The sequence below is a fragment of the Rhizobium sp. RAF36 genome (assembly GCF_052114105.1).
GTDB lineage: Bacteria > Pseudomonadota > Alphaproteobacteria > Rhizobiales > Rhizobiaceae > Rhizobium.
The window spans coordinates 353,561-373,358 of record NZ_JBFREC010000003.1; the positions used below are offsets into that span (position 1 = coordinate 353,561).

Here is a 19,798-nt window from a genome sequence, read left to right on the forward strand (position 1 = left end):
TTTTCGGATATTAACGGAGGCATCCAACGTTCGCTGGGTCTCGGCGCGCGGTGAGGCCCGCCTGCCGGGCCGGGAGGCTAGGGCAGCAAGCTCCTCCATCCTCTGGTTCCACGATAAACCTTCAAAACTTCAAGGTACCGGCCCTTTTTCTAATGGCCGGGGGCGCAGACCAAAGAATGCCTGGCGGCGGGAACATCGCTCTCTACTGGAGGTTTAGGAGCGCAACGGAGTGTAAAGCACCATGAATATCTCGAAGATCGCACCCGTCATGATTGCAGCAACCCTCGCAGGCACGGCCTGCCTCGCGGCTGAACGACCGAAGCAGGCAGCTCAGGAGTTCGCCACGAAAGCAGCCTCCGCCAACATGTTCGAAATCGAGGCTGCGAAAGTCGAAGCCGCAAAAGGCAAGGACGGCCCCGCAAAGCAGTTTGCTGCGGACATGCTCAAGGACCTACGGGAAGGCCGGCCCGGAGTTGGAAGCCGCCGCGAAGGCCGACGGCGTAACCGTCCCCACCTCGATCGATGCCGACAGCAAAAAGAAGGTGGATGCCCTGGCGTCTGCCGACAGTGCAAATCTCGATCAGGCCTATCTCTCGACTCAGCTTACGGCCCATCAGGACGCCGTCAAACTCTTCGAACAATACTCAAAATCTGGTCCGGATGGACAGCTTAAGAACACCGCGGGAAAGATTTTGCCCGATCTGCGGATGCATCTCGTTCGCGTCCAAGGCCTTACCTCCAAATAAAGGGCCGAGCCTCACCAAAAAAGGCATCGTGACCGAAAAGACCGCGAACCGGGAAAACCGACGATACCAGATCGTCGGATACCCCGGAATCTAACAAGCGCCCAGACGACTTAGCAAAAAATGCAAGAGAAGGCCTTCAAATGATGTCTTCAAAAGTGGACCCGCTGAGCCTGCCAAGGCTAAGCGAGCGACCACCGACGACGATGAGGGCGGAGACCCCCCTCGAATAAACGCGCAGAGACCTTCGAAGACCACTTTTTGTTCGTCTAACAGCCACTGATATGCTGTTTCGAGTACTAGTCCGCATACTCAGTCGTGCGCGCCAGATGCCACTTGAGATCCAGCGCTCCGTCGGTCCATCACCCTGGCCCGCGCTCTCCACGACTATCTTCGCCGCGTCCACGGCCTTCCGCGCGGCTCGCACCCGCTCGTCCACGCCTGCGGCTACCTTCACTGCGCTGCGCGCCGAGATCAGCTCTGACATAAAGCGTTTCCGTTCTTTCTCTAGGAGACGAAGTTTTGCCCTTCGCCAAAGTATCCCGCCAACGACGGTGTAGTGGCGGTCTGGGGTCTACAGAAGATGCCGCCCGTTTTTCAAGCGCCGACACCAGCGCTCGAAGTGTCGACATTCCTCAGCCGGAAGAAATAGCGGCGGTCGCCGCCGTCACCGACCGCCGCTGTGGCTCCTCGCCGTCGACCACGCGCCGATTATGCGACGCCGTCGTCGCGCGAGCGCGCAGAACTTGCTGACAGTGGCACGAGCTTGGTCCTTCCCAGCAGTATTACAGGGAAAGGCCGCGATCTACGATCCACCCGGAGCGAGACGATCTCCTGCGGGAGCGCACGAATTTGAGCGTCTTAAACCACGTGCGCCGCGCCAGCTGTAGATCGTCCGCCATCGCTGCCTCCTCTATAAAGCCCTGAGGCAGGTCCCGGCCGCATGAATAACATCCGTTCGCTGTGATGCGAGTCGCTTCTAGGCGCCGCACCGAACACGAACGCGAGGGCTGATACGACGGCGACTGCTGCGATCGGCCTCTTGCGGATCTTGTCCTCGACGCTCTTCACAAACGTGCGAGCCTCCGACATGGCGGGAGATGTCGCGCCGGACGCCATCTCTGTTGCAGGGCCGCCCGCCATGCGATCTACATCTCGTTGAAGCGCACCAAGAGCATCGCGACTCTCGTAGAAGCGATCCGAGTGACGGCGCTCCCGGATGATCGGAGGGGCTCTTCAACCATTCCTTCAAGACGCGTCGCGCTCTTCGGCCTGTTCGATTTCAATAGACTGCACTGCTGGGGAATTTTTCGGTCGGGCATCGTCATTCTTCTGTCTGCTCAGGAAGTCCGCCCAAGAGCTGAGGTTCCATCGCCGCCGTCGCTTCGGAAAGAAATCGTGGTCTGGCCATTCTTTTAGAAAGTCCGACCTAGGTGCGAGAGCGGAACATCCGTTCGCGATGAAGGTTAGCCTCGCAGAAGGAGTAAGCATCATGGGAATGAATAAGCCGAAAGACGGTGCGCCAGGCACCACCGACCAGTCTCCTCGTTGGGAGGGCCCACAGGAAAACACGCCGCGAGGATACATGCCCGCGAAGGACGATCCGGACCGCGCCGAAGATGCCAATGGGGAAACCAATGCCAATCCAGTGGTCAAGAAAGTTTCCCACGGCCTCAAGCAGAAGGGCGAATGAGATGACGGACGTTGAAAAGGATGCGAACGGCCAATATGCGAAGTCGGTCGGTAATCGAAAGGCAACCGGTGTGGCCAGCGCCAAGCCAACCGTCGTCACCGGATCGGAAGACGCGACGGAGCATAAGACGCCGCCAGGTAAGAAGCCCGTCAAGGACTGGGACATCAACTATGATCCAGCCAACATGAACGAAGGCGAGACCCGGTAGCGAGACGTCACCCTCGGGGCTCAGACGACTTCCAACGGAAGCAACGGCGGAGACCGCGCGGAGTTCGACCACGGTGGCGTCACCGGGCGAAACGACTTGGCCCTTGAGCGCGATTGTCATGCCGTTCTCCAAACCCGGTGCTTTTCCGGGTAGCGCGCAGACCGGTCACCTCAAACTTGAACTCCGGGTATGGCAACGAGGTAGCGCGACGGAGTCGACACTGCAAACGACTGGCCCACTGCGACTGAAACGCCCTCGGGCGGAACAAACGGTGGTTGCGTGTGTTTCGGTGCTGACCGATCAGCAATTTCGCGGCCGGCGGCATTCGAAATCATCGGAGATCAACATGGAAAACGCACAAATCGGCTGGATCGCGGCCATCATTATCGGCGGCCTCGCAGGCTGGCTCGCCGAGATGTTCATGAAGTCGAACATGGGCGTCCTGATGAACGTCATCCTGGGCATTGTCGGCGCGATCGTCGCCAACTTTCTCCTGTCGCTCTTCGGTGTCGCGCTAGGCGGCTGGCTTGGTTACCTGATCGCTGGCTTCATCGGCGCCTGTATCCTGATCGCACTCGCGCGCATGCTTCGTCGTACCGCGTAGGGAAAGCGCGCTGGGGCCCCCAATACCGTCACGGAGTTCAAGTATTTTCGGTCTCGTGTCTCCCGATATGGTCGGCAAACGAGCGGTTCGACGAATATCTTCCTGACGCGAGGTGGACCAGATAAAACGGTCAAGATGCTCCCGCCTGAAAAGCAACAGCGCTCCATCTCGTCATTGCAAAGGTTGCCCAGGTCATTCCCGAAACGAAGGCGCCAGTCATGGTATCTGGCGCGCTGCATTGGCAAAAATTCATTATGAAGCCGAAGACGACGTCTATGATCTGCTGGGGCCATGCCGTCGGCGAAGAAGCCAGGTAAATGGACGAAATCGCCAGCGGTGGTTCGAGAGTTAGAGTCGGCGACAGTGACGCTGAAACAAACCTACAGCAGGCCTGCATCACTAGAATTAGAGTGGTGCTAAAGGTCAGTTGGCAGGTGGTTCAACCTGCGTGACAGCGACAATCAGGTTTCAGGCGGCCGGCGAAGCTTTGATTTGGTGGTTGCCTGCATTAGATCGCGCGCAAACAAGTGATATCGAAGAGACTGCCGCCATTTTAAGAGGTCGGCACGAGCGATCGCGGTAGTTTCGCCGCGAATTAAACCCTCGGCGATTTCGGCCTCAGAAGCGGCTATATTGCGCTTGTCCTCGGTTATGTTTTGTCCTGCTACTTCGAACGCAGATCGGTTGGGCATTTTCCGCTCCTTCGTGGGTTTTGGGAAAATCCAGAGTGCAGTATTAAGCACTGGCGCATTTGTAGACTGAGTTCAAAAGGTTGGTCATCGATGGACTCAGTGAGTCAGGATTTGTAACAGCGCTTCGACTTTCAACGGTCGGGAAGCTCTCGCTTCTGATCTCCCATCCGGCTCACTTGTCACTATCGGTATCCCTCCATCCTCTTTTCCGATAGGATTCTCACCCGCCTGTTTCGCTTTACCAGCAAGCCCATGATGGCTTTCTGTCATCGCCGGCACCCTCCTGACGACTGGGACCCGGCACTGTTGGGAGATTACCCCTCCCCATCTTCGACCATTCCCTCGGCTGGCGTGCCGATCGCGGAGGAAGCAGCGGTTTTGACAGGTGTCTTGATCTTTTCCGTGTCCCGGTCGCGCTTGTCTGGCATGGCTATGCGCAGACCCTTTCCAGCCTCCTTCCCAAGCTTCTCGCGGCGCCGGTCGGCATCCGCGCTGTCAAAAGCTCGGGCGTCATCAGTCTCCGGCGGTATTATTGTCTTCGTCATAGGATATACCTTTCGTGCTTATTGCGGCCTCTGACAGAGCGACCTGACGTCCGCATACAGTGCGGGATAACGCGTTTACGCGCCATCTTCCTTAGTCTGCTGTGCGCGTGCGCGTAGATTCTTCTGAACGCTTCCGATGCGCTTGTCCTGCAAATCGGCAGACCTTCAGAGGCACCCAAACCTTCCGCCTGTCGTTAAGTTCCCGGAGAGAAATTGGTCATTCAACCGGGTATCCGGATTTTCCGTCGCAAGCGCTACCGATGAGTTCTCGGGCTGTGCGAACCAGGGCATCAACTGAGATTTCGAACTTGGCTCAAACGTCGTCGCGGTGATCAGAGCAAGCCTTCGTCATACCGAAAACGGATTTGCTTCCGTCCAGGAAGCACCACCCTTCATCTAACTGGAAGCCGTTCACGGAACATTCGCCCGGCCGGAATGTTCTTGACAGAAAGGAATTGTGCAATGCAGCAAGTCTTATCTTGGGCGCGGCCCGTCCAACTTGGCCTCGGTGACGGGGCAGCGCGATTGATATACGGCCCGGCAGATGCCTTACGGTCGCTACGGGAGTGGCCGGCAGGGGGCGGCTGGTTTTTCGAACGCGCCATAAACCGGTGTCACGCCGCGCTTGAGACGGAGGGGGATCTGGAGCTCTCCCGGCAGGCCTTCGTTGCAGCCTCACTGGAAGCCTCGATCCCATTTGTCTGACCAGTTTTCACACTGCAGCACGATTAAGAGCATTGCAGTGCTTGGCAAAGGTCGATCTTTCATTTTCTGGCCAAACAGCGTCGACCATTTTGCATGATGCACACTGGCGTATAACTCTGGACCTTGAAGAAGGAAAAGCTGAACGAAATCTGAAGGAACTGCTAAGAAGAGGAACGTCGGTCTATCGCCCGACTAGGCGTGGGTCTTGCGCGCGAAAGCTCAACCAGAAGACGAATAGCACGGTCCTCGAAAACTAACCGTTGACGAACCCGCTCCCCTGTCGTATAAGATAGCTTATCGATCTTTTGCTTGCCGAGCTTTGTCTACCGCGCGATTGGCACCGCGTTTTAAGCGAACTTCCCTTTCAAAAATAGTCGGTTTTCGTCTGCGTGGCATAAGCTTCGCGGTTCCTCACTCTATGCTTTGAAAGGGTTCATCATGACCACTGGCACAGTAAAATGGTTCAATTCAACCAAGGGCTTCGGCTTCATCCAGCCTGACAATGGCGGCGCTGACGCTTTTGTCCACATCTCTGCCGTCGAACGCGCAGGAATGCGTGAGCTGGTCGAAGGCCAGAAGATCGGCTTTGAACTCGAGCGCGACAACAAGTCGGGCAAGATGTCGGCCTGCAATCTGCAGAACGCTTAATAGATATCTGCTTCCCTTTGACCACGGATGTACTGGCATCGCCGGAGGCAACTATCAGTTTGAGGCCAGGCAATTCGCCTGGCCTTTTTCGTTTTGGCGTCATAGCTGACATCGAGGACATTCAATGACAGAGACATATAGTAAATCTCGCCAGCAGGCCGAGACCGCCTTCGGCCATCTTCAGACGGAGTTCTTCGCCAAGAACAATGCGGCGGAAGAGCTTGAATCCGTGGCCCAGGCGCGCGATGCCAAGACGTTCAGGCTGCGCGAAGCGCGCCTCGCCAAGGAGCAAGCCGACCGGATATCTGCAACATCTGCGCTGCTTGCCAAACGAGCCAAGGCCGGCTGATCATCCCAACGACAACTATCAGGATAAAAATTTGAGACACGCCAGAAACAACGAACTTACCGACCGACGCTCCGCTGCTGCGGACGCCAAGACAGCTCTTCTCACGAGCTACCGAGCTGCAAAGACGGCGGCTGAGCCGTCACAGGCCGCCAGACAGGCCGAGCGCATCTCTCTTGTTGAAGCGCGCGAGGCGCGCCGTGCGGAACGGGATCGGCTAAAGCATGAGGAGCTTACCCGGGTCGAGACCCTTGCGGCTCAAGAACAGGCGGCGATCGAGGCAGCAGCTGCGGCAGAGATCGAGGCGCGACAGGCGGCAGAGAATGCCCGGATATCACGGGTTGTTCAAGATGAGGCCGCTCGCAAAGCCGAGCGCGACAGACGTTATGCCGCCCGCAAGGCCCGGCATGCTTAGTATCCAGGGACCCACCTTTTATTGGATGGTCCGTGGATGATTGCATCTGGGCCTGGCCGGAGCTACTTTTTCAGTTCTGCCGTCAACCCTGCTTCGATCCCACAGGCCTGAATGAACATCGTCCAGTCGATACGGCCATTCAGAAGCGGGGGCGATTTCCGGTAGGTGATCAATCTGGCCAGAGATGGCCGTATATTCACCAACACTCGCCTTGATGTGATTGGGGCGATGCGAAGCTCGCAGAATTCCGAACTTTTTCACTGACGTGATGACGGGTCGTGTTTTGTCATGCTCATTCCGTTTCTGTCGACACCAAGCGGAAATAGGGGCGCCCGTTGACAAAATATGTTTAGGGCAAGTGGTTACCTGTCGATCGCTGGCTCTTGAATGGGGCGCTGCAGATTTTTGTGCTGAGGCATAGATAGGCTTGCAATAACTCACCTATGGCAATAATTATGAGTTATAGAGAAGGCGGCTATAACTCATGAAATGGAACTGGCAGAACCCCGATTGGCCAAACTTCAGGTACGATACCGCAAGCCTGGTACCATTGGAGCAGAAATTCTTGCAATCCGCCGGCGAGGTTATCGGTGCTGTTCGACATTTCAACGATGACGACAGCAACCAACTTCGCATTGAGTTGCTGAGCGACGAAGCGGTCAAGACCTCAGAGATTGAGGGGGAATTTCTGGACCGCGCGAGTGTTCAGTCATCGCTCCGTTGGCAGTTCGGGCTAGACACTGATGGCAGACAGATCCGCCCACAAGAGCGGGGGATCGCCGAGATGATGGCGGATGTCTATCGAAGTTGGCGTAGGCCGCTGCGTCGTGAGGGACTGTTCCAGTGGCATTCAATGCTGATGGCCGGAAATCGATATATTGAAACGGTTGGCGCTTATCGCAAGCATGAAGACGCTATGCAGATCGTGTCAGGTCCATTCGAGAAGCCCACAATCCACTTCGAGGCTCCCCCGTCCCGCCAGGTTACCACTGAGATGGAGACCTTCATCGCATGGTTCAATCAATCCGGGCCAGATGGCCACATGTCGCTTCAAGCTTTGACGCGCGCAGCAGTAGGCCATCTTTACTTTGAAAGCATACATCCATTCGAGGATGGCAACGGCCGAATTGGGCGCGCGCTCGCCGAGAAATCCCTGGCGCAAAACATAGGGCAGCCAAGCCTCATTTCACTCGCCTTCACAATCGAGAAGAGCCGGAAGGCCTACTACTCAGAGCTTGAGCGGCACCAACGCAAACTTGATATCACAGACTGGATCATTTTCTTCTCGAAAACGATCCTGGATGCTCAACGGGCGACGCTTGAGCGCATCGATTTCTTCATTCAGAAAGCACAGTTCTATGATCGTTTCCGGGGCCGGCTCAACGAGCGCCAGGAAAAGGTAGTCGCGCGCATCTTCAAGGAAGGCACGGCAGGCTTCAAGGGGGGGCTAAGTGCCGAAAACTACATCTCGATCACAGCTACATCCCGCGCTACAGCAACACGCGATCTTCAGCAGCTCGTGGAGATCGGTGCGCTGACGCGTACCGGCGAACGTCGGCATACCCGGTACTCGCTGTCTTTGCGGAAATAAATTGCAGCTAGTCTAATGAACTCCAACAACGTAATTATCTTGGTGAACGATTATTCGATTCCGCTCGAAGGTCGCGAGGATACGGCCTCCTGCCCAGATACCATCCATTCCTGCCCGCCACAGCTCATGGTGCGATTTTATCGGAATCACCGACATTGAAAGCGAAGAACGGGTTGAGGGCAAATGCCGTCGCGGCCAGCGTCGTCGCGAGGCCGATTTTCAACGGCGTGAGCCACAGTGTGTCGGCGGCCAAAAACTCCGGCCAAGCAAGGCCCTCCAGTCCTCTAGGAGCGGGAAGTGCAGGCTGGGTGTCATCAGCGCCAGAGCTGATAACTCCGACAGGGATTGGATTTCCGAGAGTAGTTTCCTGTGCCATCTTATTCTCCATGGTTCGAGACTGCCTATCGGCAATCCCCATCGACGGTTCCCAGTTTGGTCCAATATGGCTGCCTTTTCATGACATTGAGTACGAAGGTGTCGTTGCCCTCAAGAGCAGCGGCCGTAGACCGTCAGTCGAAACCGTCCGTCTTTCCGGAGCGATACACGACAACCGGGTCGCCTTCTTCGCCGACGACCGGATTTCCATCACGACGAACGACAAGGACGCCAGCGTGGCTGGACGCCATCTGTTTCGCCTCCTCGATCCCTTCAGTGTCGGAGGCGTCAACAACAGTCTCCCAAGCCTGTACGGCCTGGCCGCGGTCATCGAGGTCGAATGCGAATACGCTGATGGAAGAAAAAGTGCCGGGCATAAGACTTCCCCTTGGGTGTCCCATAAGGGTGTGGGGCGGATAGCGCCAATCGAGTTGGCGCCATAAGTTCATGCCAACGCGTGTTTGATGCGCTCAACATGAGATGATGGAGCTGTGCCCAGCTCATCCTCGGCGACTGAAATCTCGGATACGGTCAGTCCAGTGGCGATCGCGAGGTCCTCCAAGCTGTAGTTTTTGGCTATACGAGACGCCTTCAGGCTGGCAGCTGTCGACTGCGGTATCTGCGAAATTTGATCCATTTTAATGCTCCTTCTCGCCGCATTTAACGGCGAAGCAGAATTCTGGTTCCGCCGAACTATTTCGAGGTCGGATTTTGGTTCGCGGCGAGCCTCATCCGTCTTAGACGCTCGCTCTTTTCGTGGCGAAGTCGGCGCTCTTCGTCGGCGAAGTCCGTAGCAATCTTGTTGGTATGTTCGAAAGCTGCCGCCCGTTGTTCCACAGTCAGTGTCTTTCTGATCCTGCTCACCATGATAATTTTTCCTTTGGGGATTTCGTCCATATGGGAAGGTGTGGCCGCTCCTTCAAACGCATCAACACGCTTTGTCCAGTAACGGACGCGTCACGTCACGGTCTTGAGAAGGGAGCGCCAAGACCCCATTTTAGATCGGCCACCCCACGTCACACGAGCCTCCGAAGCAGCGTCCGCCGGCGCATGCGTGAGGCTTGCGCGCGGGGTGAGAGGGTCGCTCCCTTTCCTGAAGGTCGAGCGCCCTCGGACCCTTTGGTTTCGGAGAAGGCCAATAGCCGAAAAAAAGGCCCTCTCACGGGGGGTGAAGAGGGCCGTAAATATCAGGAGATCGGTCAATGGAGGTCGCCATCGGCCGACTGACAGCGGACACTGTCGTCGCCTAACGTAACGGAACGAGCGGGCTCCGGTATCCCTAGATTTCGCCAGGGGCGTGGAGCCGCTATCTATCTGGGCTCCATGGGTGGGCACGATTGCCAGTCAGTGCTCAGACGGCGGCGATCGCGAATGATCCTGTCACAGCCAAAACCGTTTGGGACACGCAATGGCCGCCAAAATTTATCCGAAATAGCGATTGGCCCCCTTGGACTGCCATCGTCTAGCGCTTACTCCGATGGTGCAGCGGGCAGGGCGCGTTTGTGTTCCGACGCACGATACATCGTCACGATGCGGTCCAGCGAGCTTTGTTTGATTTCCTTGCCTTCCAGAAAATCGTCGATCTCGTCGTAGGTTACACCGTAGGCATCTTCGTCGGGCCTCAACGGAGCATCGCTCTCTAGGTCGGCCGTGGGTGTTTTGAACACGAGTTGCTCGGGTGCGCCGAGATGTTGGGCGAGGGCACGAACACGACGCTTGTTGAGGCCCGACAAGGGTAGGATGTCGGCCGCTCCGTCTCCGAACTTCGTGTAGAAGCCCGTCAATGCTTCCGCTGCATGGTCGGTGCCGATTACGAGGCCGCGCGTGGCACCCGCTAGAGCGTACTGGGCGATCATGCGCTGGCGAGCTTTAACGTTCCCCAAATGGAAGTGGAAGCGGTCAACCTCCAGAAGGTCACCTGCGTCTTTTGATATGGCCGCCATCATAGCGTCGGCGGCCGGCTTGACATCAATGGTGACGATCCTGTCGGGTTTGATGGTATCCAACGACAGTTGCGCGTCGACCTCGTCTGCCTGGTCGCCGTAAGGCAGCCTCACAGCGGCGAACCGCGCATCGTAGCCAGAAGCTCGGAGATTCGTGACTGCGCGCTGTGCCAACAACCCGGCGGTGAGGGAGTCGACGCCTCCACTGATACCCAGGACATAAACGCGGCATGCCGATGCCCGCATGTAGTTCTCCAGGAAAGATATGCGTTTTGCCGCTTCCGCATCCAGGCTGAATACTCTGGAGACGCCCAGTCGTCCGATTATCACTTTTTGCACAGGCAGCATGTCTGTCTTCCATCCCAAAATAGAAACTTCTCAAGTGGACGTGTCTCACATGTGGCGAAGCTCACGAAATGATGGAGCCTGAAGGGCGAACACGTGCCAACTGATCTCCCGTCTCGGCATCGTAAATCGAAAGATCGACGACAAAGTCTCCTGACTTGGCAAGCTGATCAAGAAGGGTCGCCGCTAGTCGAACTGCACAGATCGGATTGACCGCGATGTCCATGGTCTCTGTACTGGACAAGGCAAGCCGGGCCAAATGGCTACCGTCATGAAGGGGGGCGAACATCTGAAAGCTTTCCACCTCAAGATAGGCATCTGCCTCGCCTTCGGTCGTCGGACGGCGGCTCGTGAAGAGCTCTGCGAAAGAAAGCTTCTGATCGTTGGAGAGCATAGGTTCAGTCCCTCAGTGATTGGTTATTTGTATGTGTTGGAATATGGGATCAGACGCAGAACCGGATAGGCAGTCCTTCGGGCACAATGAGACGACAAATCCGACCGGTCACTGTCTCGAAATCACCTGGATTAGTGTTGCATTCGCTAGTTGGACCAGCGAAGCGTCTAGTGTGCAGTCATAAAATTGTCCTAGCGACGAATGGGCTACAGCGAAACCCTTATGGGAGTAGGCTTTCATGAAGATCGCCGCCGCCGAGTCCGTCCACCCGTCATCAACACGCAAGATGTAGTCGATTCTACCATATCATGATTTTTGCGAAGCAATTCTGCCGGCAGAACCAAATTTGAACCCCCACGGGTCGGTCACCGCGGATGAAAGCCGAGCTCTGGCCCAAAGGCAATTTTCTCCTAGATAGGCAGAAATTGGCACGCGTTTGCGCGCCGAAGTCATTCAGAGCTTTTAAAACACGTGGTGAAGTTCAACGAAGAGGGGAATGCAATGATTTCGAAGACCTTGGCAGCGATGATTGCGGGCACTTTCGTTGCTGTCGCAGCCATCGCACCAGCCCATGCCGATGCGGTTAAGATCGGCAGCAAGAATTTTACCGAGCAGTTCGTCGTCGCTGAAATCTATGCCCAGGCTTTGGAGAAGGCGGGCGTTGAAGTGGATCGTCATCTGAATCTTGGCGCGACGCTTGTTGCGCACACCGCTTTGACCAACGGCGAAATCGATCTCTATCCGGAATATACCGGCACCGCTCTCGCGGCAGTCGTCAAGGGCGACCTGTCGGGCTCCGCCGACAAGATCTATTCCGACGTCAAGGGCTACTACGAGAAGAACCTGAAGCTGACGCTTCTCGAGCCGACAAAGATCAATAACGGCTACGCGATTATTACGCTGCCGGAGACGGCCGAGAAGTACAAGCTCAAGACCTTGAGCGACCTCGGCCCTGTTTCCAAGGACCTGACCTTCGGCGCAGAGGGCGGGTTCAGCGAACGCAAGGACGGTCTGCCGGGCTTGAAGCAGACCTACGGTATCGAATTCAAGGAGTTCAAGATATTCGCAAAGCTCGGAATTCGTTACAGCGCCTTGACCAGCAAGGACCTCGATGTCTCCTACGGTTTCGCGACGGATTGGCAGATCTCAGACAACAAGCTCGTCATCCTTGACGACGACAAGAACCTCTTCCCGCCTTACTATCTCGTGCCTGTGGTCCGCCAGGACGCTCTCGCTAAGAACCCCAAGATTGCCGAGGTACTGAACAAGATCAGCCCGCTGCTCAACAATGACACGATGCGTGGTCTCAACGCCAAGGTCGACCGCGACAAGGAAGAACCGGCAGACGTCGCCGCGGAATTCTTGAAGTCGCAGGGCATCTGATTGCGGTGAAGGTTTTCATTCCCCCGGAAGCAAAATGCGGCCAAGTTCTCTGCTTGGCCGTATCGGCGTGACAGCAGGCAGGATCGTTTCCATTTGAACTGGGCACCTAAGCACATTCCCGAGATAGCGCTTGCCGTCTGGCAGCACCTTCTCCTGTCGATCACGTCGGTGCTGATCGGCATGGTGATTGCGCTTGTGCTCGGAATTGCTTGCGCGAGGCGTCCAAGGCTCTACGCCTTTGCACTGACCGTGACGAATATCATCTTCGTTATTCCAAGCCTTGCGCTGTTTGCACTCTTGATCCCATTCGTCGGGCTTGGCATGGAGCCGGCGCTTATCGGGTTGTCCTCCTACTGTCTGCTGATCCTCCTGCGAAACGTCGTTACAGGCATTCGCGGCGTTCCGGCCGACGTGCTCGAGGCTGCAGACGGCATGGGCTACGGCCGCTGGCAGAGGCTTTTTCGGGTCGAGCTGCCGCTTGCGATGCCGCTGATCATATCAGGGACGCGCATCGCGCTTGTCACGGTGATAGGCATTGCCACGGTTGCGGCGTTCATCGACGGTGGCGGGCTTGGAACCATCATCCTGATCGGCATCGACCAGGAGTATCCCGAGAAAATATTTGTTGGTGGCATTCTGACGGCGCTTCTCGCGATCATCTTCGATTTCCTTCTGACGCGCGCTGAAAAGCGGCTCGTTGGCTGGCAGTGAGGTTGGCGATGCTGAGCACGGCCTTCTTCTGGATTGTCGACCATCAGACGGAGTTTTTCCGCGCCCTTGGGCAGCACCTCCTGATGTCGGGCATTTCACTTGCCATCGCGCTGGTGATTGCGTTGCCGCTCGCGGTACTGATCGTGACCTATGGCCGACTGGCGTTCGCCGTGATCAATGTCATCAACGGCTTGAGGACGGTCCCGAGCCTGGCGATCCTGGCGATCATGCTGCCGCTTCTGGGCATTGGCCTCATGCCGTCAATCGTGGCTCTCACTGTGCTCGCGCTGCCACCTATCCTCCTGAACTCCTTTGTTGGCCTGCGCGACGTCGACGCGGACGCGGTCGAAGCTGCAATCGGCATGGGAATGAGCCGCAGCCAGCTATTGCGAAAGATCCGCATTCCGCTTGCTGCGCCCGCGATGTTTGCCGGTGCCCGCACTGCTGCCGTCCAGGTTCTGGCAGGTGCGACGCTTGCTCCTTTCATCGGCGGTGGCGGGCTCGGCGATTTCATCGCTACCGGCATCGGCGTGATGGACATGTCCCGCCTTCTGGTCGGCGCTGTGCCGATCGCCATACTCGCGCTGACGACCGAATTCGTGCTGGGGCGCGTCGAGAAACTGCTTTTTTCAGAGAGAGCTGCCGTATGATCCGCATGGAGAACGTCACCAAGCGCTACGGCGAAAGCACTGCGCCGTCGGTCGATAACCTGACGCTCGACGTGCCCGAGGGCTCGACAGTCGCGTTGATCGGCCCGTCCGGTTGCGGCAAGACGACGACGATGCGGATGATCAACCGCCTGATCGAGCCGACGGAAGGACGGATTTTCGTAAACGGCGAAAACGTCACGGAGGCTGATCCCGTGAAACTGCGCCGGCATATCGGTTACGTCATCCAGAACGTCGGGCTTTTTCCCCACATGACGATAGGCGAGAACGTCGCCGCGGTTCCGAACCTGCTAGGGTGGGAACAAGCCCGAACCGCCAAGCGCGTCGATGAATTACTCGATCTGGTAGGGCTCGATCCCGCGGAAATGCTCAAGCGTTATCCGCGTCAGCTTTCGGGCGGCCAGAGGCAGCGTATCGGTGTTGCCCGCGCTCTTGCGGCCGATCCATCCGTGCTGCTCATGGACGAGCCCTTTGGAGCGATCGATCCGATCGCCCGCACACGCCTCCAGGACGAGTTTCGCCAAATCCTGAAACGCGTTCGCAAGACCGTGGTGCTCGTGACCCACGATCTCGACGAGGCGATTCGACTGGGTGATCGTATCGCCATCATGAAGTCGGGCAAGATCGTCCAATACGATACGCCGGACGCTATCCTCTCGCGCCCGGCAAACGCTTTCGTATCGAGTTTCGTCGGCATCGACAGGGCGATCAAACGTCTCAGTCTGTTTTCAGTTGAAGACGCGATGACGGCGGGACCGTCACCGATGACGGCCCCCAGTGTTCCAAGTAACGCCAATCTGCGCGAAGCCCTGTCGCTCATGGTTGCAGCAGATTGCGACCAGCTGGCGGTCGTCGACGGTGACGAGGTCATCGGGAGACTGACGCGCGATGCGATCTTTTCGATTTGAAAATGGAGATGTCCATGCTTCTCGGATTTTCGCTTACCCCTTTCGGACATCACTTGTCGGCGTGGCGCGACGGTGCGGACGTCAAAGAGCTTTCATTTGAGGCGCTTCTGTCGCAGCTGGTAAAGGTCGAGAACGCCGGCTTCGACTTCGCGCTGATCGCGGACCTCCATGGTGCTAGGCCGCTGGATGCGCTGTCTTCTATCGCGACACCCTTCGAGCCCACGACGCTCGTTGCCGCGTTTGCCACCAAGCTTGAGCGCCTCGGGTTGCTCGCAGCAGCGGCCACATTTCAGCACGAGCCCTACAATCTTGCACGCCGCTTTGCATCGCTCGATCAGATCAGCCAGGGCCGCAGCGGCTGGTTTAACATCCCGTCAGCGGGTGAGCCCGCGCGCGACCGTGAGTATATCGATCTCGTCCGGGCTCTCTGGGACAGTTTCGAGGACGACGCGTTCGTGTACGATAAGCAGAATGCCCGCTTCTTCGATCCCACCAAGATGCATGTTCTCAATCATCAGGGCGAACATTTCTCGGTCCGGGGACCGCTCAACGTCAACAGGTCGCCTCAGGGCCGGCCGGTTATCGCGCACCTTTTGACGACTGCGGACTATGCCCTTGCTGCCGAGTTCGGCGAAGTGGTGCTGCTTCAGGAGACATCGGGAGAAGGCACAGTCGAAGCTGTTCAATTGTTCGAGGCCGCGCTGGAGGCGGCTGGTCGCTCGCGCGGCGATGTGCGGCTGCTGTCGAACGTCGTTCCCTTCGCCGCTGCCACCCGCGAGATCGCGCAAGCGCAATACGATAGGCTGCAGAGCACGAATCTCGACGTGCCCGCGGGGCTTGTTCCGATCGGCAGCTTCACCGAAATCGCCGACGCGCTTCAGACGTGGCAAATAGCGGCGAAGGTCGATGGTTTCACGATCCTGCCGCCGACATTGTCGGCCGCGGACGCTTTCACTGCCGACGTTGTGCCGGAATTGCGCAGGCGAGGGCTGATCGAGGCAAAAACAGGCAAGACGTTGCGGTCGCAGCTTGGACTTCCACGTCCTCCCCATCCTGCCACTGAAGAGAGCGCATCATGAGCAGCGATCGCAAGATGCGTCTTGGGGCCTTTCTGATGGCCGGCGGCCATCATATCTCTGCCTGGCGTCATCCCGACGCTCACGCGCCCGCTGGTGTCGATATTGCCCATTTCATCGAGCTTGCGCGCACAGCGGAACGTGGCAAGTTCGACATGATCTTCGTGGAGGACGCAGCCGCAATCCGCGAGCGCAATCCGGATATGGCGAGCCAGGCGGCCCGCTCCACCGGGTTCGAGCCCTTGAGCCTGCTGGCCGCCCTTGCCGTCAACACCTCGCATGTCGGCCTCGTCGCGACCGCGTCGACCACCTACAACGATCCCTACGGGCTCGCCCGGACCTTCGCCTCGCTCGATCAATTGAGCGGCGGTCGGGCGGGGTGGAACCTCGTGACGTCGGCGAGCGAGCTGGAGGCCGAGAATTTCGCAAGCAGCGGCTTGCGTCCGCATTCGGAGCGGTATGAGCGTGCCGAAGAGTTCGCCAACGCGGCGCTCGCTCTGTGGGATGGCGTCGACCAGGGGGCGTATCTTCCGCGGGGGGAAGGGAGGTTCTTCGACCACGACAGGCTCCATCCGCTCTCCCATCGCGGAAAGCACTTCACCGTCGGGGGGGTGCTCCAGAGCCAAAGGTCGCCGCAGGGCCGCCCCATCATGGTTCAGGCAGGAGCTTCCGACGTCGGCAAGGAACTGGCGGCGCGTACTGCCGATGTGGTGTTCGCCGCGTCGCAGACGCTGGGGGAGGCCAAGGCTTGCTACGACGACGTCAAAGCGCGGATGGCCAAATACGGCCGCCAGCCCGACGACATCAAGATCATGCCGGGCATCTCGCCGATCATTGGGTCCACCGAAGGCGAGGCGAAGGCCAAATATCGCGAGCTCCAGGAACTGATCCCGGACGCGGTCGGCGTCGCTTTGCTGGCGAGCTATCTCAGTATCCAGGACCTCTTGGCCTATCCGCTCGACGGGCCTCTACCCGACATGCCACCGACCAATCTGATCCAGAGCCGGCAGCAGTTGATCATCGATCTCGGACGGCGCGAGAACCTCTCCATTCGCGAATTGGCTCGCCATTTCGCCGGTGCGCGCGGCCACTGGCAGGTCGTTGGGACACCCGAACAGATCGCCGACGCGATGGAAGAGCGTTTCAGGGCAGGGGCTGCTGACGGTTTCAATGTCATGGCACCGCTGTTTCCTTCGGGGCTTGAGGATTTCGTTACCCATGTTGTGCCGGAACTACGCCGCCGTGGCGTCTTCCGCGAAACTTATGAAGGCAGCACCCTGCGCCAAAACCTCGGCGTCGGTGCCCCGTCCAAACGATAAAAGAGATGACAATGGACCCGATCTATATCGACTACCTGAACGCCTTCGACATCGAAGCACTGGCATTGACGGACGCTGAAATCCTCGCCGCCATCGAGACATCGCTCAAAGCCCAGGGCAATGGCCAGACCGTCATCGAGCCACGGGTCCACCTCGAGCCCGACGCGAGTTTCCACGGACATTTCAACGTGTTGCGCGGCTATGTTGCACCGATCGGCCTTGCAGGGGTCAAGGTCGTCGGCGATTACGTCGACAACTATAAACTTGGCTATCCCTCCGAATTCGGCGTGCTCAACCTCTTCGACCCGCGCACGGGCGTGCCGAAAGCCATCCTCGACGCGACTGTCATTACCGATATGCGCACGGGGGCGGTTACTGCGATCGGCGCACGACACCTCGCGAAAAAGAACTCCAAGGTGCTTGGTCATATCGGTGCGCGGGGTACGGCCTACTGGAATGTCCGTCTTCTCGACCATCTCTTCGATTTCGACGAAATTCGCGTTCATTCGCGACGAACTGAAAGCCGCGAAGCCTTCGGTGCTAAGCTGGAAGCCGATCTCGGGAAGAAGATAACCGTCGTAGACAACTGGCGCGACTGCGTGGAGGACGCCGACATCGTCGTCGAGGCATCGCGTCTTTCCGAACCAGAGCCGATGCTGAAGACGGAATGGATCAAGAAGGGTGCTTTCGTCGTCCCGTATGGGACGATGAGCGCGGTCGAACTATCGCTGACGGATATTATGGACAAGCTGGTCGTTGATGACTGGGGCCAATGCAAATCCGGCAAATTCGGCTCGCTGAGGGCTCACGTGGAGACCGGCCGCCTCTCGGAACAAACATTGCATGCCGAGCTTGGCCAGGTCGTCGCCGGGTTAAAGACGGGGCGCGCGAACGACGACGAAACGATCCTACTTTGGCATCGTGGCCTGTCGCTGAGCGATATAGCCCTTGGGCATGCATTGTTGATGAAGGCCCATAGGGAAGGCATCGGCCAGAGGCTCAGATTCGCATGACGATCGAGTTCTCCGGCGCAGATGTCACGATCGAGGATATCGCCGCGATTGCCAGAGATGATCAGGAGGTCGCCGCATCCTCAACCGTTCGCGGCCGTCTGCTGACCGCTCGCCGCATCCTCGAGGAGGCGGCAGCAGCCGGGCAACAAATCTACGGGATGAATACCGGCCTAGGGGCAAACCTCAAGACGGCGGTCACTGGCGATTTCGAGGCTTTCCAGCTGACCCTCATTCGTGGACGGGGGATGGCCGTCGGCGAGCCGCTGAAACGCGACGCGACGCGCGCGGTGTTGGCCACGCGGATCGCCACGCTGGCAGTTGGCGGCTCGGGCATTTCGCTTGAGGCCTTCGAGGCGCTGCTTGCGATGCTGAATGCCAGGGTGCATCCTGTCATGCCGTCGCTGGGTTCGATCGGCGCGGGCGATCTCGTCGTCCTTTCTGCCATGGCCCGCTCGCTTGTGGGTGAGGGCGAGGCTGAGTTCCTGGGGACGCTCCACCCTGCGAAGGAGGCTTTGCGGCTGGCCGGCCTTTCGCCTGCCCGGCTGCTGCCGAAGGATGGGATTTCCCTCATCAACGCATCCGCCTTATCCGTCGGAACAGGCGCTCTGTTTCTCTTCGATGCGGAACGCATTTTCGACGCCCAGCGGAAGGCAGCCAGCCTGACATTCGAGGCGCTTGGTGGAAATCCGCTTATCCTGTCTCCGGGAATACAGTCCGCCCGTCCGGCAGCCGGGCAGGCAGAGGAAGCGGCGCGCCTGCTGAGCGCGCTCGAAGGATCGACACTGTTCGAGACAACAACGGCCCTGCAGGACCCTCTCAGCCTTCGCTGCCTCGCACCCATTCATGGTTCCCTGGCGACGGCGCTCTCTGCAGCCAGGGCCACTGTCGAGACCGAGCTTAACGCGGCGGCCGACAACCCGGTGGTGCTGATCGACGAAAAGCGGGTTCTGTCGAGCGGAAATTTTCATACACCATCGCTTGCACTGGCTTTCGAGACACTTGGCCTCGCGGTCGCTCAAGCGGCTTCGGCCTCCGCAGGCCGTTTCATCCAGCTGACCGGTTCGGCCCGAAATGGCTTGCCGCGCTACCTTTCTCTCGCCGGCGGACCATCGGCCGGTTTCGTGCCTTTGCAGAAGACGGTCGCGGCGCTGATGGCTGATATCCGGCACAAGGCCAACCCGGTGATGCTCGATTTCCTCACCGTGTCCGAGGGCGTGGAAGACCATGCGACGCAATCGGCGCTTGCCGTTCGAAAATTCGGCAAGATGCTCGACCTGTGGCGGCTTGTCATTGCCTGCGAATTACTCGCCGCCGCTCAGGCCGTCGACCTGCGTCCGCATCATCGGTGTGGTCGAGAGACGGCAAAGACGCATTCGTTCGTTCGCATTTTGTCGCCGTTCGCTGAGGAAGACCGCCCTCTCGGCGAAGATGTCGCCGCTGTCGCTGACCAGCTGTTAAGGGTGTGACCTTTTC

Annotated in this window: 24 protein-coding genes; 17 read left to right on the top strand and 7 right to left on the bottom strand. The window is 58.2% G+C overall.

Features of this window, described 5'->3' with window-relative positions:
• The first annotated feature begins 473 nt into the window (after window positions 1-473).
• The 4 genes from AB4Z25_RS13105 to AB4Z25_RS13120 all read left to right on the top strand — a co-directional run bounded on the left by AB4Z25_RS13105 (window position 474) and on the right by AB4Z25_RS13120 (window position 3,248).
• Window positions 474-746 carry a DUF4142 domain-containing protein gene (locus tag AB4Z25_RS13105; RefSeq protein ID WP_442208173.1) on the top strand — a complete coding sequence of 91 codons (273 nt, stop codon included), beginning with the start codon at window positions 474-476 and terminating at the stop codon, window positions 744-746.
• A 1,489-nt stretch (window positions 747-2,235) separates the two neighbouring features.
• Window positions 2,236-2,436 (top strand): hypothetical protein, encoded by a 201-nt coding sequence (locus AB4Z25_RS13110; RefSeq protein ID WP_112389264.1) that lies wholly within the window; start codon window positions 2,236-2,238, stop codon window positions 2,434-2,436.
• Window position 2,437: 1 nt separating this feature from the next.
• The gene (locus AB4Z25_RS13115; RefSeq protein ID WP_112389263.1) at window positions 2,438-2,644 is read left to right on the top strand and encodes a hypothetical protein; all 207 of its coding nucleotides are present in this window, start codon (window positions 2,438-2,440) and stop codon (window positions 2,642-2,644) included.
• Window positions 2,645-2,990: 346 nt separating this feature from the next.
• On the top strand, window positions 2,991-3,248 hold the full coding sequence (locus tag AB4Z25_RS13120; protein WP_112389527.1) for a GlsB/YeaQ/YmgE family stress response membrane protein: 258 nt from the start codon (window positions 2,991-2,993) through the stop codon (window positions 3,246-3,248).
• Between the two features lie 461 nt (window positions 3,249-3,709).
• Here the strand turns inward: AB4Z25_RS13120 and AB4Z25_RS13125 are convergent, their stop codons facing one another.
• Together AB4Z25_RS13125 and AB4Z25_RS13130 are read right to left on the bottom strand one after the other, a co-directional pair.
• Window positions 3,710-3,940: a hypothetical protein gene (locus AB4Z25_RS13125; RefSeq protein ID WP_112540252.1), complete on the bottom strand. Its 231-nt coding sequence runs from the start codon at window positions 3,938-3,940 to the stop codon at window positions 3,710-3,712.
• A 314-nt stretch (window positions 3,941-4,254) separates the two neighbouring features.
• The gene (locus AB4Z25_RS13130) at window positions 4,255-4,485 is read right to left on the bottom strand and encodes a hypothetical protein (protein WP_112446145.1); all 231 of its coding nucleotides are present in this window, start codon (window positions 4,483-4,485) and stop codon (window positions 4,255-4,257) included.
• Between the two features lie 462 nt (window positions 4,486-4,947).
• Here AB4Z25_RS13130 and AB4Z25_RS13135 point away from each other — a divergent pair, with 462 nt between their 5' ends.
• From AB4Z25_RS13135 to AB4Z25_RS13155, 5 genes are all read left to right on the top strand, one after another.
• The gene (locus AB4Z25_RS13135; protein WP_162698826.1) at window positions 4,948-5,190 is read left to right on the top strand and encodes a DUF982 domain-containing protein; all 243 of its coding nucleotides are present in this window, start codon (window positions 4,948-4,950) and stop codon (window positions 5,188-5,190) included.
• Window positions 5,191-5,628: 438 nt separating this feature from the next.
• Window positions 5,629-5,838, top strand: a complete 210-nt coding sequence (locus AB4Z25_RS13140) for a cold-shock protein (RefSeq protein WP_037135461.1) — start codon at window positions 5,629-5,631, stop codon at window positions 5,836-5,838.
• Window positions 5,839-5,962: 124 nt separating this feature from the next.
• A complete protein-coding gene (locus AB4Z25_RS13145; protein ID WP_112389259.1) occupies window positions 5,963-6,187 on the top strand; it encodes a hypothetical protein in 225 nt (74 codons plus the stop codon).
• Between the two features lie 31 nt (window positions 6,188-6,218).
• Entirely contained in the window at window positions 6,219-6,599 is a 381-nt protein-coding gene (locus tag AB4Z25_RS13150) for a DUF6481 family protein (RefSeq protein WP_112389258.1), read from the top strand.
• A 484-nt stretch (window positions 6,600-7,083) separates the two neighbouring features.
• Window positions 7,084-8,190, top strand: a complete 1,107-nt coding sequence (locus AB4Z25_RS13155) for a Fic family protein (RefSeq protein ID WP_442208174.1) — start codon at window positions 7,084-7,086, stop codon at window positions 8,188-8,190.
• A 124-nt stretch (window positions 8,191-8,314) separates the two neighbouring features.
• Here AB4Z25_RS13155 and AB4Z25_RS13160 read toward each other — a convergent pair whose 3' ends face one another.
• The 5 genes from AB4Z25_RS13160 to AB4Z25_RS13180 form a co-directional block, all read right to left on the bottom strand.
• On the bottom strand, window positions 8,315-8,566 hold the full coding sequence (locus AB4Z25_RS13160; RefSeq protein ID WP_148194382.1) for a hypothetical protein: 252 nt from the start codon (window positions 8,564-8,566) through the stop codon (window positions 8,315-8,317).
• A gap of 133 nt (window positions 8,567-8,699) precedes the next feature.
• On the bottom strand, window positions 8,700-8,942 hold the full coding sequence (locus AB4Z25_RS13165) for a hypothetical protein (RefSeq protein WP_112389255.1): 243 nt from the start codon (window positions 8,940-8,942) through the stop codon (window positions 8,700-8,702).
• A gap of 68 nt (window positions 8,943-9,010) precedes the next feature.
• Entirely contained in the window at window positions 9,011-9,202 is a 192-nt protein-coding gene (locus AB4Z25_RS13170) for an XRE family transcriptional regulator (protein WP_442208175.1), read from the bottom strand.
• Window positions 9,203-10,034: 832 nt separating this feature from the next.
• Window positions 10,035-10,856 (bottom strand): ammonia-dependent NAD(+) synthetase, encoded by an 822-nt coding sequence (gene nadE, locus AB4Z25_RS13175; RefSeq protein ID WP_442208176.1) that lies wholly within the window; start codon window positions 10,854-10,856, stop codon window positions 10,035-10,037.
• A gap of 61 nt (window positions 10,857-10,917) precedes the next feature.
• Complete coding sequence (locus tag AB4Z25_RS13180; protein ID WP_442208177.1) at window positions 10,918-11,247, bottom strand: hypothetical protein; 330 nt, start codon at window positions 11,245-11,247, stop codon at window positions 10,918-10,920.
• A gap of 501 nt (window positions 11,248-11,748) precedes the next feature.
• On the opposite strand from AB4Z25_RS13180, the gene AB4Z25_RS13185 reads away from it, so the two are divergent.
• From AB4Z25_RS13185 to AB4Z25_RS13220, 8 genes are all read left to right on the top strand, one after another.
• Window positions 11,749-12,630, top strand: a complete 882-nt coding sequence (locus AB4Z25_RS13185; RefSeq protein WP_442208178.1) for a glycine betaine ABC transporter substrate-binding protein — start codon at window positions 11,749-11,751, stop codon at window positions 12,628-12,630.
• A gap of 93 nt (window positions 12,631-12,723) precedes the next feature.
• Window positions 12,724-13,341: an ABC transporter permease gene (locus AB4Z25_RS13190; protein ID WP_112389250.1), complete on the top strand. Its 618-nt coding sequence runs from the start codon at window positions 12,724-12,726 to the stop codon at window positions 13,339-13,341.
• Window positions 13,342-13,349: 8 nt separating this feature from the next.
• Window positions 13,350-13,991: an ABC transporter permease gene (locus AB4Z25_RS13195; RefSeq protein ID WP_112389526.1), complete on the top strand. Its 642-nt coding sequence runs from the start codon at window positions 13,350-13,352 to the stop codon at window positions 13,989-13,991.
• On the top strand, window positions 13,988-14,917 hold the full coding sequence (locus AB4Z25_RS13200; RefSeq protein WP_442208179.1) for an ABC transporter ATP-binding protein: 930 nt from the start codon (window positions 13,988-13,990) through the stop codon (window positions 14,915-14,917). The genes AB4Z25_RS13195 and AB4Z25_RS13200 overlap by 4 nt, the downstream gene beginning before the upstream one ends.
• Window positions 14,918-14,931: 14 nt before the next feature.
• Window positions 14,932-15,996: an LLM class flavin-dependent oxidoreductase gene (locus AB4Z25_RS13205; RefSeq protein WP_442208180.1), complete on the top strand. Its 1,065-nt coding sequence runs from the start codon at window positions 14,932-14,934 to the stop codon at window positions 15,994-15,996.
• Window positions 15,993-17,312 (top strand): LLM class flavin-dependent oxidoreductase, encoded by a 1,320-nt coding sequence (locus tag AB4Z25_RS13210; RefSeq protein ID WP_442208181.1) that lies wholly within the window; start codon window positions 15,993-15,995, stop codon window positions 17,310-17,312. Before AB4Z25_RS13205 ends, AB4Z25_RS13210 begins: the two co-directional genes overlap by 4 nt.
• Before the next feature lie 11 nt (window positions 17,313-17,323).
• A complete protein-coding gene (locus AB4Z25_RS13215; protein ID WP_442208182.1) occupies window positions 17,324-18,325 on the top strand; it encodes an ornithine cyclodeaminase family protein in 1,002 nt (333 codons plus the stop codon).
• Complete coding sequence (locus AB4Z25_RS13220) at window positions 18,322-19,791, top strand: HAL/PAL/TAL family ammonia-lyase (RefSeq protein ID WP_442208183.1); 1,470 nt, start codon at window positions 18,322-18,324, stop codon at window positions 19,789-19,791. Before AB4Z25_RS13215 ends, AB4Z25_RS13220 begins: the two co-directional genes overlap by 4 nt.
• The last annotated feature ends 7 nt before the right edge of the window (window positions 19,792-19,798 follow it).

Bases quoted from the DNA above. Each gene is read 5' to 3' on its own strand.
- AB4Z25_RS13110 (WP_112389264.1), top strand. From the start codon at position 2,236: ATGGGAATGAATAAGCCGAAAGACGGTGCGCCAGGCACCACCGACCAG.
- AB4Z25_RS13115 (WP_112389263.1), top strand. From the start codon at position 2,438: ATGACGGACGTTGAAAAGGATGCGAACGGCCAATATGCGAAGTCGGTC.
- AB4Z25_RS13120 (WP_112389527.1), top strand. From the start codon at position 2,991: ATGGAAAACGCACAAATCGGCTGGATCGCGGCCATCATTATCGGCGGC.
- AB4Z25_RS13125 (WP_112540252.1), bottom strand. From the start codon at position 3,940: ATGCCCAACCGATCTGCGTTCGAAGTAGCAGGACAAAACATAACCGAG.
- AB4Z25_RS13130 (WP_112446145.1), bottom strand. From the start codon at position 4,485: ATGACGAAGACAATAATACCGCCGGAGACTGATGACGCCCGAGCTTTT.
- AB4Z25_RS13135 (WP_162698826.1), top strand. From the start codon at position 4,948: ATGCAGCAAGTCTTATCTTGGGCGCGGCCCGTCCAACTTGGCCTCGGT.
- AB4Z25_RS13140 (WP_037135461.1), top strand. From the start codon at position 5,629: ATGACCACTGGCACAGTAAAATGGTTCAATTCAACCAAGGGCTTCGGC.
- AB4Z25_RS13145 (WP_112389259.1), top strand. From the start codon at position 5,963: ATGACAGAGACATATAGTAAATCTCGCCAGCAGGCCGAGACCGCCTTC.
- AB4Z25_RS13155 (WP_442208174.1), top strand. From the start codon at position 7,084: ATGAAATGGAACTGGCAGAACCCCGATTGGCCAAACTTCAGGTACGAT.
- AB4Z25_RS13160 (WP_148194382.1), bottom strand. From the start codon at position 8,566: ATGGCACAGGAAACTACTCTCGGAAATCCAATCCCTGTCGGAGTTATC.
- AB4Z25_RS13165 (WP_112389255.1), bottom strand. From the start codon at position 8,942: ATGCCCGGCACTTTTTCTTCCATCAGCGTATTCGCATTCGACCTCGAT.
- AB4Z25_RS13170 (WP_442208175.1), bottom strand. From the start codon at position 9,202: ATGGATCAAATTTCGCAGATACCGCAGTCGACAGCTGCCAGCCTGAAG.
- nadE (WP_442208176.1), bottom strand. From the start codon at position 10,856: ATGCTGCCTGTGCAAAAAGTGATAATCGGACGACTGGGCGTCTCCAGA.
- AB4Z25_RS13180 (WP_442208177.1), bottom strand. From the start codon at position 11,247: ATGCTCTCCAACGATCAGAAGCTTTCTTTCGCAGAGCTCTTCACGAGC.
- AB4Z25_RS13185 (WP_442208178.1), top strand. From the start codon at position 11,749: ATGATTTCGAAGACCTTGGCAGCGATGATTGCGGGCACTTTCGTTGCT.
- AB4Z25_RS13195 (WP_112389526.1), top strand. From the start codon at position 13,350: ATGCTGAGCACGGCCTTCTTCTGGATTGTCGACCATCAGACGGAGTTT.
- AB4Z25_RS13200 (WP_442208179.1), top strand. From the start codon at position 13,988: ATGATCCGCATGGAGAACGTCACCAAGCGCTACGGCGAAAGCACTGCG.
- AB4Z25_RS13205 (WP_442208180.1), top strand. From the start codon at position 14,932: ATGCTTCTCGGATTTTCGCTTACCCCTTTCGGACATCACTTGTCGGCG.
- AB4Z25_RS13210 (WP_442208181.1), top strand. From the start codon at position 15,993: ATGAGCAGCGATCGCAAGATGCGTCTTGGGGCCTTTCTGATGGCCGGC.
- AB4Z25_RS13215 (WP_442208182.1), top strand. From the start codon at position 17,324: ATGGACCCGATCTATATCGACTACCTGAACGCCTTCGACATCGAAGCA.
- AB4Z25_RS13220 (WP_442208183.1), top strand. From the start codon at position 18,322: ATGACGATCGAGTTCTCCGGCGCAGATGTCACGATCGAGGATATCGCC.